Origin of the sequence: Mesorhizobium norvegicum (genome assembly GCF_004919685.1) — a bacterium.
GTDB classification, from domain to species: domain Bacteria; phylum Pseudomonadota; class Alphaproteobacteria; order Rhizobiales; family Rhizobiaceae; genus Mesorhizobium; species Mesorhizobium norvegicum.
Genome location: NZ_SMYZ01000073.1, coordinates 49,395 through 63,799 on the forward strand (window position 1 = coordinate 49,395; position 14,405 = coordinate 63,799).

General features: G+C 58.2%; 13 protein-coding genes and 1 pseudogene. 7 read left to right on the forward strand and 7 right to left on the reverse strand.

Translation table 11 applies throughout. The features are described 5' to 3' along the window. Positions 1 to 117 precede the first annotated feature (117 nt). Genes FCU66_RS28770 through FCU66_RS28795 form a run of 6 tightly spaced genes read left to right on the forward strand, consistent with a single transcriptional unit; the run spans position 118 to position 6,508 of the window. Positions 118 to 1,179 carry an extracellular solute-binding protein gene (locus FCU66_RS28770; RefSeq protein WP_136620889.1) on the forward strand — a complete coding sequence of 354 codons (1,062 nt, stop codon included), beginning with the start codon at positions 118 to 120 and terminating at the stop codon, positions 1,177 to 1,179. Between the two features lie 48 nt (positions 1,180 to 1,227). Continuing rightward, the gene (locus FCU66_RS28775) at positions 1,228 to 2,328 is read left to right on the forward strand and encodes an ABC transporter ATP-binding protein (protein ID WP_136620888.1); all 1,101 of its coding nucleotides are present in this window, start codon (positions 1,228 to 1,230) and stop codon (positions 2,326 to 2,328) included. A gap of 5 nt (positions 2,329 to 2,333) precedes the next feature. Continuing rightward, positions 2,334 to 3,164: an ABC transporter permease gene (locus FCU66_RS28780; RefSeq protein WP_136620887.1), complete on the forward strand. Its 831-nt coding sequence runs from the start codon at positions 2,334 to 2,336 to the stop codon at positions 3,162 to 3,164. Then, positions 3,161 to 4,291: a Gfo/Idh/MocA family protein gene (locus tag FCU66_RS28785; protein ID WP_136620886.1), complete on the forward strand. Its 1,131-nt coding sequence runs from the start codon at positions 3,161 to 3,163 to the stop codon at positions 4,289 to 4,291. The genes FCU66_RS28780 and FCU66_RS28785 overlap by 4 nt, the downstream gene beginning before the upstream one ends. Beyond that, positions 4,291 to 5,631, forward strand: coding sequence for an MmgE/PrpD family protein (locus tag FCU66_RS28790; protein ID WP_136620885.1), 1,341 nt, complete (start codon positions 4,291 to 4,293; stop codon positions 5,629 to 5,631). The genes FCU66_RS28785 and FCU66_RS28790 overlap by 1 nt, the downstream gene beginning before the upstream one ends. 46 nt (positions 5,632 to 5,677) lie before the next feature. After that, positions 5,678 to 6,508 carry an ABC transporter permease gene (locus tag FCU66_RS28795; protein ID WP_136620884.1) on the forward strand — a complete coding sequence of 277 codons (831 nt, stop codon included), beginning with the start codon at positions 5,678 to 5,680 and terminating at the stop codon, positions 6,506 to 6,508. 406 nt (positions 6,509 to 6,914) lie between these two features. On the opposite strand, the gene FCU66_RS28800 is transcribed toward FCU66_RS28795, so the two are convergent. Genes FCU66_RS28800 through FCU66_RS28820 form a run of 5 tightly spaced genes read right to left on the reverse strand, consistent with a single transcriptional unit; the run spans position 6,915 to position 12,592 of the window. Beyond that, positions 6,915 to 8,744 (reverse strand): phosphoenolpyruvate hydrolase family protein, encoded by a 1,830-nt coding sequence (locus tag FCU66_RS28800; RefSeq protein ID WP_136620883.1) that lies wholly within the window; start codon positions 8,742 to 8,744, stop codon positions 6,915 to 6,917. Between the two features lie 18 nt (positions 8,745 to 8,762). Continuing rightward, a complete protein-coding gene (locus FCU66_RS28805; protein ID WP_136620882.1) occupies positions 8,763 to 9,851 on the reverse strand; it encodes a Gfo/Idh/MocA family protein in 1,089 nt (362 codons plus the stop codon). Positions 9,852 to 9,888: 37 nt separating this feature from the next. Next, positions 9,889 to 10,518, reverse strand: a complete 630-nt coding sequence (locus tag FCU66_RS28810; protein WP_136620881.1) for a cupin domain-containing protein — start codon at positions 10,516 to 10,518, stop codon at positions 9,889 to 9,891. Between the two features lie 21 nt (positions 10,519 to 10,539). Continuing rightward, positions 10,540 to 11,397 (reverse strand): phosphoenolpyruvate hydrolase family protein, encoded by an 858-nt coding sequence (locus tag FCU66_RS28815; protein ID WP_136620880.1) that lies wholly within the window; start codon positions 11,395 to 11,397, stop codon positions 10,540 to 10,542. Then, positions 11,387 to 12,592: a Tm-1-like ATP-binding domain-containing protein gene (locus FCU66_RS28820; RefSeq protein WP_136620879.1), complete on the reverse strand. Its 1,206-nt coding sequence runs from the start codon at positions 12,590 to 12,592 to the stop codon at positions 11,387 to 11,389. Before FCU66_RS28820 ends, FCU66_RS28815 begins: the two co-directional genes overlap by 11 nt. Before the next feature lie 131 nt (positions 12,593 to 12,723). Between FCU66_RS28820 and FCU66_RS28825 the strand changes: the two genes are divergently transcribed. Continuing rightward, positions 12,724 to 13,314: a phosphoenolpyruvate hydrolase family protein gene (locus tag FCU66_RS28825; protein ID WP_136620878.1), complete on the forward strand. Its 591-nt coding sequence runs from the start codon at positions 12,724 to 12,726 to the stop codon at positions 13,312 to 13,314. Between the two features lie 196 nt (positions 13,315 to 13,510). Here the strand turns inward: FCU66_RS28825 and FCU66_RS42180 are convergent, their stop codons facing one another. Together FCU66_RS42180 and FCU66_RS28835 are read right to left on the reverse strand one after the other, a co-directional pair. Next, positions 13,511 to 13,777: a hypothetical protein gene (locus FCU66_RS42180; protein ID WP_246094060.1), complete on the reverse strand. Its 267-nt coding sequence runs from the start codon at positions 13,775 to 13,777 to the stop codon at positions 13,511 to 13,513. A 295-nt stretch (positions 13,778 to 14,072) separates the two neighbouring features. Beyond that, positions 14,073 to 14,387: pseudogene (locus FCU66_RS28835) on the reverse strand (transposase); the annotation flags it as partial. Positions 14,388 to 14,405 lie beyond the last annotated feature (18 nt).

A 14,405-nucleotide genomic window follows, 5' to 3' on the forward strand; every position in this document is an offset into this window, starting at 1 on the left:
GGCTCAGTCATATCGAGAAAATCCCATGCTTGATCGACCATCCGCTGGTCAAAATCGTAATCAAGAATGGAACGTATACCTGAACTGATCTCAGTTCAGGCAACCCGGGAGGACAACATGAAGAATAGAGGAATGATTTCGAAGACTTCAATTGGAGCAATTGTGGCTACTCTGCTGCTCCATGTATCGCATGCGCAGAGCCAAGAGACGCTTACGATTTCTGCTTCGGGGGGGTCATACGACGCCTGCGTCAAGGCAGCCTATCTTGACGGGTGGGAGAAAGAGACAGGCATTAAAGTCGTTGTAGGCGGTGGGGCATGGGACCTCGGTGTTTGGCGGGCACAGCAGGAGACCGGGAAGACCGAGTGGGACGTTGCCACATCGGACCCCGGCCAGTTGCGCCAGCTGGTCCGAAATGGGTGGGTCATGCCGATTGATCCAGAACTCCCTAATAAAAATGGAGGCCTCGTCGATTTTCCGGGCCTCGTGCCCAAGTTTGATGGCAAGATCTATGCTCTACCCACCGAAATTTTCTCGACTGTCGTCACTTACAATTCCAAGGCTTTTAAGGGCGACAAGCCCAAGACCTGGGCTGATGTCTTCAACGCCAAAAAGTACCCGGGCAAACGTTTGTTTTCCAACGTCCCCGTCGACTTCGGTGTGCTGGAAGTTGCACTTCTGGCCGATGGGGTCGCGCCTGAAAATCTCTACCCACTGGATATAGACCGTGCGCTGAAGAAGTTGGACTCTATCAAGAGCGACATCCTTTGGTATGATTTTGGAACTCAGCAAGTCGCGCTTTTGCAACAGGGCGACGCAGTGATCGGGGCCGGCTGGGACGGCCGAGTGAAAGCCCTTCAGCGAGACGGCGGTACGATCGAATTCTCCACTGAGCAGGCGATCGTTAAGCCGGATCTTTGGATTCTGCCAAAGGGGGGCAACTCCGAACTCGGAGCTCGTTTTCTTGCCTTCATCGACAACCCTGAACGACAGGCCAAATTCGCAACCTGCATCGGCTACGCTCCAGCCCTTCGTAAGGCGTACGACCTGCTGCCTGCCAATCAGAAGTTCACTGTCGACCCGAATAATCTGAAGGGCGTCGTCGTGTGGAACGACGAATATTGGGCAAAAAACGCACGGGACGTCACCGCGCGTTTTAATGAATGGCTCACCAAGTAGGCGAGTTCGATCGCCTACGGGTCGATAGCAAGCAATGAGGTAACAATAGTGTCCAACGCCAGTAAGGATTGCGGGTCGCCACCCGCAATCCAGATCAGCCGACTGAAGAAGTGCTATGGCGCAGTGGAAGTGTTGCGAGGTCTCGACCTTGTAATTCCGGAAGGTTCCTACACAACCTTTCTTGGGCCGAGCGGTTCTGGAAAAACGACCCTCCTCAGGATTATCGCTGGTTTTGCCAGTGTTAGTGAGGGGACAGTCAGCATTTCAGGTGTCGACGTAACCGACAGAGCTGCCCGCGCCAGGGATGTCGGCATGGTCTTCCAAAACTATGCCCTTTTTCCCCATCTCACGGCGAGAGAAAACGTTGAGTACCCGCTTAAAGTCCGCAGGTTGCCGCGCGAGGAGCGACGCCGACGTGCGTTGGAATACCTGGAGCGGGTGCACCTGGCAGAGTGGGCCGATCGCTATCCGCGCGAGTTGTCCGGTGGACAACAGCAGCGCGTGGCTTTGGCACGCAGTCTGGTTTACGGACCCAAGCTTCTGTTGCTCGATGAGCCTCTGAGCGCGCTCGATAAACATTTACGCGGGCAGATGCAGGACTTCCTGAAGGAGTTGCAACGAGACCTCGGCATTACCTTTGTTCACGTTACGCACGATCAGTCTGAGGCTCTGGCGCTTTCATCGCTGGTGGTCATTATGCGTGATGGTCGCCTGGAGCAGGTGGGATCACCCGAGCAGATCTATCTTGAACCGAATTCTCGCTTTGTAGCGGGCTTCATCGGCAACAGCAACATCGTGTGTTGCTCCGTCACTGCTCGCAATGGGCGGCTCGCAACGGTCAAGCTCGGGGATGGGACGGAGGTCGGTGTTCCCATTCCGGCAGGTGTTACTGAGCGGCTTGGTGTGGGCGAAAAATCGCTTCTCTTATTACGACCGGAGAAAGCCGAGACTGGCTACCGGATCGATACGAGCGTGGTCGCCATGTCCGGGCCGGTGTTGAGCACGACCTTTATGGGTACGCACTACCAGGTGGTTTTTTCGACCCGGCATGGGGAAATCACAGCTCACCTGAACAACGACTATGCGCCTGGCCAGTCAGTAGACGTTGCCTGGCGCGCCGGAAATCTAATCGTTCTGCCAGCGGGTTGATTGCCATGCCAGCTCACCGGATCAAAATCAATCCGATAGTTCTCGCCGCTGCCCCCGGAATTGCTCTGCTCCTCATCTTCTTTGCCATTCCGCTCGCCAACTTAACAGTTCGCAGTCTCACAGACCCGGAGTTTGGCTTGGGTAACTATAAAGCGGTACTAGGGTCCCAGACTTACCTACGAGTGGGGTGGCGCACCATCTGGATATCCTTCCTTGCAATGTCCGGGTGCGTCCTCATCGGCACGCCCGTTGCCTATGCAATTGCCCATTCGAAGCGTCGCGCCTTGGTCGTCGCTACCCTCGCCGTGTTGGGGCTCTCGTTTCTCACGAGTTCGCTCATACGCGCGTTCGCCTGGATGATCTTGTTCGGAGCACAGGGGCCGATCGTGGCAATTCTCAACGCAGCCGGGCTGGATGTACATACCCTCCTCGCAACCCAGGTAGCAGTGGTTGTCGGCATGATTCATTTCCTCCTTCCTATCTACGCGCTGACCGCTTTCGCGGGATTTCGCAACATGCCCTTTGATCTGGTGGTAGCAGCTGAAGGTCTTGGCGCATCGCGCTGGTACGCGCTACGTACCGTTTATTTTCCGCTTGCGCTGCCCTCCATCATCAACGCCGGGTCACTAGTCTTTGTTATTGCTCTGGGGTTCTTCATCACCCCTGCGCTCCTTGGCGGTCCAAGCGAAATGATGCTGGGGCAGTTGATCGCCATCAGCATATCGAAGTTCGGTGATTTCGGCTTTGCGGCGGCGGCCGGCGTCCTGCTGATGGTGATTACACTTTTCTTGCTCAGTGCGGTGCAGTGGGTCTCCAAAGCGGGGCAAAGACAATGAGTTCAAAACAGATTCGGCTCGGCATCGTGGGGGCCGGCCTTTGGGCTGAGCGAGCGCATCTGCCGGCATTTGCCCGCATCAGCGGAGTGAAGATCGTCGGCATCGCGGACCCCGATACCAATCGAGCGCGGGAGCTCGCCAACCGTTTTGGTATACCCAGCGTCTACGATAATCATGAGGACTTGCTTGCCGGCGGTGTGGACGCCGTCACGATTGCGGCGCCTGTTGACCAGCATTTTCAGATAGCGTCTGCGGCGCTGCGCAGGGGGGTGCATGTACTATGCGAAAAGCCACTGGCGCGCACGGTTGACGAAGCTGCGGCACTGAAGGAGATGGCCGGGTCAGCCGGACTGGTTGATTGCATGGGCTTTATGTTGCGCTTCAGCCCAGCCTTCCTTCAGTTGCAAGAGCTGCTTGAAAGTGGTGCTGTGGGTCCAATTCACAGCGTCCTTTACCATTCGCATTTTGCTCAGTTCTTCGATCCGCAGACGCCGTGCCACTGGACAATGGACGCCGAACGCACCGGCGGCGGTGTCTCAGTCGAATACGGCTGCCATGGTCTGGACCTCGCTCGATACGTGGCCGGAGATATTACAGAATTGTGCGCCAATGCACGCACGCTTGTTCCCGAACGGCCGGATGTCGGAGGCGCCATGCAGAAGGTCGACGTGGATGAAGTCTGCTCCTGGCTTGCCAACTTTTCCGGAGGGGCGGAGGGCCTATTCCACGTCAGCTGGAGTTCGAGTCTTAGCTTTGGCGTCGAGTTCGCGGTCTTCGGTCAGAAAGGAGCTTTAGGTTGGCGTAAGACCGAGAGCTGGCCGTTTTGCCAGGTTCTGTCAAGTATAGATCCCACGCGAGAGATGCAGCCGGTCGAGATCGACCGGCGCTATACCGACCGTGTCGGTTGGGCGGAATCGTGGCGTGCTTGCTTCATGAACGGCCTCGCCCACCAGTTCACCGCCGAGATCGCAGGGGCTCCTAGGCGCTCTCCGGGCTTTCACGACGGACTCGAAAGCCAGCGCGCCCTCAAAGCCATCGGCACTTCGCTCGCGGAACGGAGGTGGGTGAGCCTTGACGAAACCTCGGCGAGGTCGCGGGCCGATGAACGCAAATTGGGGATTCTCTGATGTGGTCGGCCGAAAAATTGGCGGGCCTCATCACCGAATTTGATCCTTCGGTCATTTCGCAGGCCACGCGTGGAAAGGTATCCGATCTGGTCATTGACATCGTTGGCGCCGCCGCGGCCGGCGCTCGCACCGAGGCCGCCGCTGCAACCCGCGCCGTGTGCCAAGGCCTCTTCTTTCCCGGCTTGGCACTGTGCTGGTTCACTGACAGAAGGCTCTCACCTGCCGCCGCTGCGTTTGCAAATAGCGCGGCTGCAGCTGCCCTCGACATTGATGATGGACACCGGCGAGCGATCGGGCATCCGGGTGCGGCAATCATTCCGGCCATGATCGCTGAAGGGGAAGCACGCGGCGCGAGTTCCGAGGAATTGCTCGCCGCGATCGTTGTCGGATATGAGGCTGGCATCCGTGTCGCCTCAGCCCAGTCCAACAGACAGGATAGCCGCCTCTATGCGACGGGGCGGTGGGCACCGGTCGCTGTTGCTGCGGGGCTTGGCTTTCTCCGCCGCCTCGACAGGGCGAGCCTTGCGCAGGCCTTGGCGATAGCCGCGACCCATCGCCCAGCGCAACTGCCAAGTGGGACCAGCAAACAGCTAGGACACGCTAAGGAGGGAATAGCTTGGGCTTCCTTCACCGGCTTCGTGGCGGTCGACCTTGCACAGAATGGATTCACTGCATCGCTCGACGTCTTCGATATACCAGAGCTTTTCGATGGGAGCGCATTGCATCGCGACTGGGGAGAGGTGTTCGAGATCGAACGCACCTACACGAAGCCCTATTCGTGTTGCAGATGGATTCACGCAGCCATTGATGCTCTGCGCATTATCATGGATCGCGAGGCGGTGCTGGCACGTGACATCTCACGCGTAGAGGTCCATACGATCGGACCCGCGGTCCGGTTGAACAACAAACCGGATCCATCGGCACATTTCGAGGCCCAGTTCAGTGTTCCATTCTGCCTTGCGGTGGCAGCGATTGAAGGAAGTAATGCCCTGGTCCTGCCCGATCCTGCCGTCCTTCACCGATCGGATCTCATCAGCTTCGCGCGGAAGGTCGACCTAAGGATCGATCCCCAACTCGACGCCCTTTTCCCGGCTCAGACTAGCGCCCGGTTGGTCGTGGAGACGCGATCAGGCGTCTATGAACACCAAGTCGACTTCCCAAAGGGAGAGCCAGACAACGCAATGACCCGCTCCGAACTCTTGGAGAAATTTGAGAGGCTCTGCACTTTTGGTTACGGTCCTTCCAAAGCAGCCCGGCTTGCCACTGCCTTCGCTATCCTAGACGATAGGACACTCGACAATGTCACTCAGCACATCTCCGAAATTATCCTACCAGCATGAATCGGCCGACGCTTCGGCAGCTCTGCCAAACGCACGGAGAAAACCAATGAGACGGTCGTTCGATGCAGAGGGATGGCGCGAGCGATTCCTGATCCTCTGGACGATCATGACGATTCTTTTCCTTTTGCTGCCGCTGTCCGTGATTGTCATTATGTCGTTTTCTGCAGGGCAGTTTCTCACGATGCCCAAGGAACTGTCACTTCGATGGTACCAAGAAGTGCTTACCAACGGGCAGTGGCGCCAAGCCGCTCTGAATTCTCTTTCAATAGCATTGCTCGCGGTTTCTATTGCACTTCCCGCCGGCCTCGGACTGGCCCTCGCGAACCATTACGCTCCACCTAGGTGGCGGGCATTCGTGAGGTCGGCGGCCGCAGGCCCTATGATTGTCCCTGTCATCGTACTTGCTATCGCCCTTTTCTTCGTGCTGGCCAAACTCGGCGTTGTAGGGACGCGATTTGGTGTGGCGATTGGGCATGGCCTGCTCGTCATGCCATTTGTGTTCGTGTCGGTGTCCACCGCGCTCGAGTATTTCGATGATCAGCTTATCGAAGCTGCGGAGTCGCTTGGCGCGTCGCGTTCTTACGCGTGGCGGACCGTCTTGCTTCCCTTTGTAGTGCCTGCAATCGTGGTGGGCGCGGCGCTGGCGTTCGTGAACTCGTTCGACGAAGCTGTCATTGCCATTTTTGTCGGACAAGGCGGAACACTCACTATTCCGAGCTTGATGTGGCGTTCCATCAATCTCGAGATTACGCCCAGCATCGCGGCCGTCGCCTCCATGGTAACTGGGATTGGTATCCTGATCCAGGGTGCCGCGTTCTTGTGGCTTTGGCGCCGCTTGAGGGTAAGCGTGAAGCTCACCCCATCTGGCGCGACATAAGATGATGGGCTACGACCAGCAGTAACCGCATCTCGACTTTTTTCAAGAAGCCTTGCGGCGTCATGAAGCAGGGGCGTCTCCTTCCATTCATCAGCATCGCGCCGGCCCGCTCGGAAGCCAACGGAGCCGGTCCCGCAAAGTGTGCCCGTCATCACCGGCAACCTCTCCCAGGCAGGGCGCTGCACCGTCCTCACAAGCTGGAACCAACATAAGGACACCCAAGTCGCGAATTTCAGCCACTTGCCCGCGCTGCGGCCGTTTGCATGTTGAACATTCGGCGGGTGAGAGTCAGCGTGCGCGGCATCAACGCCACTGCGATGCTTAGAAGGTATTCACAATCAGCGGAAGAATGCAGCGGTTCGCGATAAATTGAAAGTGTCCTGTAGATGAGGCAGGGGTCCTTGGCCTACGCGTTTGTCCGTGGCTGCAAAGTTAGGCCGCAAGCACGCATTTTGTTGTAAAGGGTCTTTCGCGAAATCGCGAGATAGCGCGCTGTTTCTCCGCGACGGAAACGATGACGCTGAAGTGCGTCGAGTATCCATTCACGTTCGTCTGCCGGCTTCGGCTGCGGCGCGTCCGCATCGCTCAGGGGCGGCAGATGCTCGGCTTTGATCCAGTCCCCTTCGCACCGAATGGCGGCGGTCTCGATCACGGAGCGCAGCTCACGGATGTTCTCGGGCCAGCCATATGTCATGAGAACGCGGTAGGCCGAGTGGTGAACCGACAGTTTGCGGCTACGACGATCTTTTCGGAGAGCCTGGAGGAAGTGTTCCGCAAGAAGGGGAAGGTCTTCAAGGCGATCGCGCAGATTGGGAAGGAAGACGTGTCCGGGGGCGAGGCGCGCCTCCAGCGAAGGTATCAGCAACCCGTTTGCGCAGAGCTGGGAGAGCGGCCGCCCTGATGTCAGGATGAGGCGTCCTTCGAATCGCCCTCTGTCGCTATCGCCTAGGCGCCGGTAGACGCCTGTTTCAATGACCTCCACCAGCCGTTCCTGGGCGTCAACGGACAGTGTTTCGAAATTCTCGATCAGCAAGGTTGCCTTGGGATGGTACTGAAACAGCCCAAGCACCTTGCGGCCGCCCTCGGGGGGGGCAAAGCCGAACAGCGACTCTCCGCTTGGCTCGAGGGTGCTCGCGCTGATGAGCTTGCTGGCAGGCCGTCCGGCAGCTTCATGAATGCCTCGTGTCAGAAGCCTCTTTCCCGTTCCGGCCTCCCCGGTAACCAGGACCGGGAGAGGAGAGGCTGCGAGCTGTTTGATCCGTTGCTTGATCTGCTGGATCGACGGCGACCGCCCGACGATCCAGTATTCGCGCTGCACATGTTCGAGTTGGCGCTCCAGTTCATCAATGCGCTTTTGCAACGTGCCGACGGATTTGAAGGCCGATGTGATCTGCTCCATCGAGGCCTCGAGGGGCACTCGGTCGATGGTGGAGCCGCCGATATATCCGTCCGCTTTGGAAGCCGCCGAGACCTCGTACATCTGGTCCGGGCTGACGATGGGGCCGCCCTCCAGAACACATAGGGTGTCCTCCGAAATGCCGCGTATCTGACGAAAAACGATCTTCGCAAACTCGGCCGCCTGCGTCAGATTGAGCCCCGAGCGGCCTCCGACGGTTCCCCCGACGTTCCAGCCGAGATTGAGATTGATGATGTCCACGCCGGCTTCGGCCGCCTGCTGTGCCTCTGTCACCGTTCGAACGTAGGCGAGGGTCGCCATGCTTCTGTTCTGCGCGGCCCGGAGCATTTCGAGTTCACGCTGGAACCCCACCCCTGCTTTCTCTATGTCAGCCCGAAAGCGTCCATCGAGGAAGATGCACGTGGGAAAGTTGACGACGGCGCCGAAGCCGGCGTCAGCAATTCTCTGCAGTTCAGCTTCTACCGAGCACCGGGGATCAAAAGCACAGGCGCCGAAGAAGACTGGAACTTTGGCAAAGGGCAGGATTTCCGATTGGGCGAAATCCAGGACGAAGTCATTGCTCTTGCGCAACGCGAGCAGGGAAAAGATGGATGGGGCACCCATGCTCCGCAATCGTCCCGCATTCAACGCGAGGATAAAGTCCGCGCCGCCGCGTGAGGCCGCCTGGGCGGCCATGCCCGTGCCGATTGCGGCACCCACGAGCGTCGAATTGGGCTTTCTCAGCGTAGCCTTGAGGCCCGCAACGATCTCCGGTCCAACATGGGCGGGGGCGGAGAATGCAGAAAAAAAATTCGCAGAATGAGCGATCGGTTCAGCCATTGTGAGGCAAACTACATCCTATTGGGTCTCGATCGAAGCGCTCTTTCTGAAGGACTGGAGGAATTCCTGTACTTTCACGGGTTGGCCGAGGCGTGCGCTTTCGATCGCTGAGAATACCAGCGCAACAGACTGCAAGTTGTCCTCGACGTTAGTGGCCATCGGCGGTCCGCCGTCGAGCCAATGGCAGAACTGCTCGATCAACAGCGAATTCTTCCACTTCTTCCCCCCGAGCAGCGAAACCTGTTGCCCCTTTCCATGTCGGTTTTTTTGATAGATCCGTTTCGGATCCCTGTGGAACACTTCGACCTCTCTATGATCTAGGATTGCAGTCCCGGACGCTGCTTCCACCCGAACATATTCAAACGTCCAGTCATTGAGCCCCGTGGCTTGCGCTGACGACCCTTCATATACTCCATGAGCGCCGTTGGCGAAGTCCATCAATACCATGACGTCAGTCTCACCCTTGTACGCCGCCCATTCTGGCTTCCAAGAGCGAGCATAGATCGACGTACAGGGTGCCCCGGCCAGATCGGCCATGATATCAAGGTGGTGGACCGCTCCCTCGATCAACAGCGGGTGAATCATTTCGTGTCGAAAACGCCCCCAGGAATCGTAGGCGCGGTAGTCACCGGCGAAGCGGCATGACACGGTATTAACCCTACCGAGGGCCTCGTCACTCACGAGTGCCCTCAGTGTCGACTTGTCCTGATCAAACCGGTGGCTCATGGTCACCGCCATCTTGCGGCCCGCCGCTGCCACTTTGTCAGCGATGCGGACGGAGGCCTCCATGGTATCGGCGATCGGCTTCTCGGACAGGATATGCATGCCGCGTGCAAGGGCCAGGTCGATGATCTCCTCGTGTAGAGCGGGGGGAATTACGATGGTGCAGAAGTCGGCATTTACCGCCTGGAAGGCTTGTGCGGCCGAGGTGAAGCACTGCTCCGCCTTCAATCCGAGGTGCTTCCGGCCGATTTCGAGCGCTTTGGCATCGATATCCACCAAACCGACCACTTTGATCGTCCCGTCTGAAGTGTTCGACGGCAAAAATGTGTCGCACCAGCGCTCTCCGAAGCCGCCTGCCCCTACGTGTAGGACTTTATACGTCATGGATTTTCCCTTCAGATGAGCAGAATTTAGGCGAGAATCACACCCGCTCGGGGCGAAAATCGGCAGGGCCGTGTTTGTGCTCCCAAAGATGGCCAAAGCGCTTCTTGCCTTCGAGAGTCGTCTCGAAATAGGCACCCTTCACGTTTGAGCGAACCTGCGGAAGATCATGGTGGTGTCCCATGCCGATGGCGACACAATCACCAACCTCGACTTCGAAACTGCGCGATCCGATAACGACCGTGCCTGCTCCTTCGATGATCACCCAGTATTCGTCGCAATCATGGTAGTGAGAGTCAAAGTTGGTCGACTTAGGATAAGTGACTGGGTCACCCTTTGACCAAACCAAGGTGCTGGAACTGAGTTCGAAGATGCCGCACCCACCCAGCTCGGTGCCCCACTTGCCGGAAAAAATGAGCACCTGCCCCGTGCGATCGCCGGCATCCGCTGTGAAGGGACCGTCGGCCGCATCCAAGTCCCAGAACTGGCCTTCGCTGAGCACCTGTGCCCCTTTCCCGCTCGTCAGGCGGCACGATCCACGTGTGACGAGTAGCCGCTGCCTATTGCCGGAGAGCGGAAGCGATAGGGGCTGGTTGGCAAGGTCTACGAATTCGAACCCCCTGAGTTCGCACCAAGTGGGTGGCTTTTCTCCGCTTTTGAAAACCGACATCTTTTTCTTCCCCTTCTACTGTCAGGCTGTCTTGCGGCGGATCGCCTTGAAGGCGAGTGTCTGGGACTTGATCGCCTCCTCCGCCGGCAACCGCTCCATGCTGCTTGCGCCGTAAAACCCATGGCATCCCTGGCAGGAGTCGAGAATGAAACGGGCATCTTCCGGATTGGCGATCGGGCCGCCATGGCTCAGAATAATGATATCGTCGCGGATCGTTCGAGCGGCTTCAATGCACTCGTTGATCAACGAGACACAATCGTCCATCGACTTGCCCGAACGCGCACCAATCGCGCCACCCGTCGTCAGTCCCATGTGGCAGACGAGAATATCAGCTCCGGCTTTCGCCATCGCTACCGCATCTTCCGGGCTGAACACGTATGGTGTCGTCAAGAGATCGAGTTTATGGGCCTCGGCAATCATCTCGACTTCCTGGGCATAGCTCATGCCCGTCTCTTCGAGATTCTGACGGAACAGCCCGTCGATCAGACCCACGGTCGGGAAATTCTGCACGCCGGCGAAGCCGATCTCCTTCAGTTCGCGCAGGAAGGTCGACATCACCATGAACGGGTCCGTGCCATTGACGCCGGCAAGCACCGGGGTGTGCCGCACAACGGGTAGAACCTCGCGCGCCATGTCGACGACGATCTGATTGGCGTTGCCATAGGCGAGAAGCCCGGCAAGGGACCCGCGGCCGGCCATGCGATAGCGGCCCGAATTGTAGATCACGATAAGGTCGATATTGCCGGCTTCCTCGCTCTTGGCGGAAAGGCCCGTACCGGCACCACCACCGATGATCGGCTCACCGGCCTTGATCTTTTTCTGGAAGCGCTCGATCAGCTCCGAACGGGTGGGATATTTGAAGGCGGGATCAGTGCTCACGAAGGGCCTCTTTGAAACTGGTAACGAGGTGCTCCGCAAATTGCGGATCATTTATGTGAAGGGCGACGCGCGTCAGCTGTCGCTTGTCAGTGCAACGGAGCGTGCGTTCGAGCGCCGCGAATAGCGCAGCATTGGCTTCGGGATCGTGGAAGGGCTGACCCGACGCGTCGATCGCCGACACCCCCAGCTCCGGAATCAGGAAGCGAACGGGCCCCCCACAAAGGTTCAACCGCTCTCCGATCCATTCACCGATCCTGTTGCATTCGTCCGGCGTCGTTCGCATCAGCGTGACCTGCGGGTTATGGACGTACAGCCGGCGCGAGCGAAACTGATTCGGGACTGCGTCGATGGCCCCGAAGTTGACCATGTCGAGAGCGCCGCAGGAACCGACATAGGGCAGTCCCGTCCTAACGAAGGCCCCGAAGCGATCGGGCGTACAGGGGAAAACGCCGCCCACCAGATAGTCGCAAACCTCGGTGGTAGATACATCGATCCCGCCGACCAGCAGACCGGAATCGGCGAGCTTCTCGAAGGATTGCCCGCCTGTTCCGGTTGCATGGAACACCAGGCAATCGAAAGCTGCCTCCAGCGACCGGGCCACGGCCTGAACACATGGCGTCGTGACCCCAAACATCGTCAGGCCGATTGCGGGCCTTTCGTCGGCTGTGGCGCCAACCCTGTTGAGGACCATTCCTGCAATGGAATGGGCAGCATTGGCGAGGACCACCCGCGAGATGCGGTTCAGTCCGGAAACGTCCGTCACCGAATACATCATGCTGATGTCGGTCGGCCCCACATAGGGGGCGACATTCCCGGAGGCGACTGTCGAAACGAGCACCTTTGGCACTCCGATCGGGAGCGCGCGCATGGCAGGTGCGATTAGGGCGGTGCCACCCGAGCCGCCCGCACCGATGATACCGTCGACGTCCTTGCGCGATCGAATAAACTCCACCAACGCCTGCGACATCGCGCCGACTGCCTTACCACGGTCCTTGAGCTTTTCGGCTTTCGGATTCGGATGAAAGCGTGCCACCTCCGACGGCTGGACGTCGACATCCAAGGCTTCGCTGTGAAACTCGGACAGCGAAACATCGACCAGGACGACGTCACAACCTGCATCCCGGATAAGGTCGCGGACATAGCGCAGTTCGCTGCCTTTGGTATCGCAAGTGCCCACTACATAGATTTTTGTCATCGTTCTTCTCCCGGGGTCGGCTCACTCGATCGTCTTCACTTGAAAAACCCTAAACGTCACGCCTGTAGCAAATCAATTGGCGCAGACCGATGTTTTGGGTAAAATTGGGTAAATCTTTTCATGGGTGAAAAATGCACTCTCCTTCCACTCTTCCATCAGTGCGGATCGTGACGGACTTGGCAGCTATCTCCGACGAGCGGCCTCGGTCCGTCACGCTCTATTGCCCTTCCTGCGAAGGACTACAGGGCAGCGCCTATGACAGCCTCGTGCTCCTTCCGATTCACGACACAAACGGGCGTCTTCTGGCAGAGCTCCGGAACGGAATTCTACACGGGAGCCAGATGTTCGCAGGTGTGCTTGCTCTCGATCCATTCCGCCGCCACGTGGACATTCTGAAGGCCCTTGGGACGGCCAGATGCCCCGGCGTCGTCAACTTCCCGAGCGTGACCGCAATCGACGGCGAAATGCGCGTCAGCCTCGAGGACTTGGGATACGGTGTGAGGACCGAAATCAATCTACTGCGTACGGCGGTCGCAAAGGGGTTCGGTGCGATCGCTGTGGTCGACAGTTTTGGGATGGCGCGAGAAGCCGTCACCATCGGCGTGAGCGGACTGATCGCGGTACGGCACACGAGCGACGCCATGCTTGCCGAGCTCTCCGAGCTTGCTCATGAGACGGCACTGGGGCTGTTTCGACTTCCTGACGCCGTTGGCGGGCCTTGAACAGGTGTTCATCCTGGTGGTCGGCATGCCCCATTGGACAAGTCCGAACGAACTCCGCATCATGTGACGAAACTCTACGATATATGAAGAAACTCTACGATAAAACGAAGAGCCTCTTGCCAACATCTCGATTGAACGGCGGATGGAGAAATCACCACTTCATTCCCCAGCATTTTCTTACTCCTCAGCAAGCTCTTCAGATACTTCGTGCTGAAGCTTCGGCCCGGGACAGGCGGCCGAGAGCCTCAATAAATTGGTTATTGCGCTCTCCGCCCTTAACTCGAGCGGCCGCCTGCGCTGTCTCTGTTAATGGAACTGCGGAATTCAGCCAGAACCGGATGAACAACGCGCTCGCGATTTCCAGATCTCGCTCCAGCCGCTGAAGGCAACCGTCGATCCGATCCAGTCGTTTGACGATGACCCGGCTCTTTTTCATCCGCGTCAGGGGAGAGGAAAGATGCAATCGGACTCTGCGATGAGCGAAGTTGATTGCTCTCACCAATCTGCAAAGTCCAAAAGCCGCCCGCTTTAGGTCGGCTTGAGATACCCGACAGTCGTTGTTTCTTGTCCGACCGCACCGACAGGTCTCACAGTTCCATCCCGTCGTCTGGGTCCATGGATATCTGCCGCGCGACCTGATGCATGCGGCGCGCAAGCGTGCGGTGGCAGCCGCACCGTCATTCCCGTTGGCGGGTGTTCCACACTTTCGATGCCGTCGTCGGTTGGTGTCGATTTGTCCTCTGCCGACATGGCCTTTATCAACCAAAGACAGCTACGGCCAGCTTGATGGTGATGCCGCCATCGGTCTTTGGCGCATCTGACGTCCCGTGGCAGCGCGAAGGACAGTCGGCAGTTGCAGCGCTGGCGGCACCAGAGAGTTTGCACGATTTCCCGGCCGTGCCGAGTTTTGCGAACGGCGCTTCCAGACGCGACGCGCTGAGACCAGTCTAACCCGATTTCATGGAAATACAGGCGGCATGTGGCGGGCTGATCTGGTGAAAGACGCCAACCATCGTGCGCCGGACGCGGGAATTGAAACCTTCCATCGAATTGACGTGGACCGCGTCGCGAACGGGAAGGCCAACTAACGA

Bases quoted from the DNA above. Each gene is read 5' to 3' on its own strand.
- FCU66_RS28810 (WP_136620881.1), bottom strand. From the start codon at position 10,518: ATGTCGGTTTTCAAAAGCGGAGAAAAGCCACCCACTTGGTGCGAACTC.
- FCU66_RS28770 (WP_136620889.1), top strand. From the start codon at position 118: ATGAAGAATAGAGGAATGATTTCGAAGACTTCAATTGGAGCAATTGTG.
- FCU66_RS28800 (WP_136620883.1), bottom strand. From the start codon at position 8,744: ATGGCTGAACCGATCGCTCATTCTGCGAATTTTTTTTCTGCATTCTCC.
- FCU66_RS28785 (WP_136620886.1), top strand. From the start codon at position 3,161: ATGAGTTCAAAACAGATTCGGCTCGGCATCGTGGGGGCCGGCCTTTGG.
- FCU66_RS28825 (WP_136620878.1), top strand. From the start codon at position 12,724: ATGCACTCTCCTTCCACTCTTCCATCAGTGCGGATCGTGACGGACTTG.
- FCU66_RS28795 (WP_136620884.1), top strand. From the start codon at position 5,678: ATGAGACGGTCGTTCGATGCAGAGGGATGGCGCGAGCGATTCCTGATC.
- FCU66_RS28790 (WP_136620885.1), top strand. From the start codon at position 4,291: ATGTGGTCGGCCGAAAAATTGGCGGGCCTCATCACCGAATTTGATCCT.
- FCU66_RS28820 (WP_136620879.1), bottom strand. From the start codon at position 12,592: ATGACAAAAATCTATGTAGTGGGCACTTGCGATACCAAAGGCAGCGAA.
- FCU66_RS28780 (WP_136620887.1), top strand. From the start codon at position 2,334: ATGCCAGCTCACCGGATCAAAATCAATCCGATAGTTCTCGCCGCTGCC.
- FCU66_RS28805 (WP_136620882.1), bottom strand. From the start codon at position 9,851: ATGACGTATAAAGTCCTACACGTAGGGGCAGGCGGCTTCGGAGAGCGC.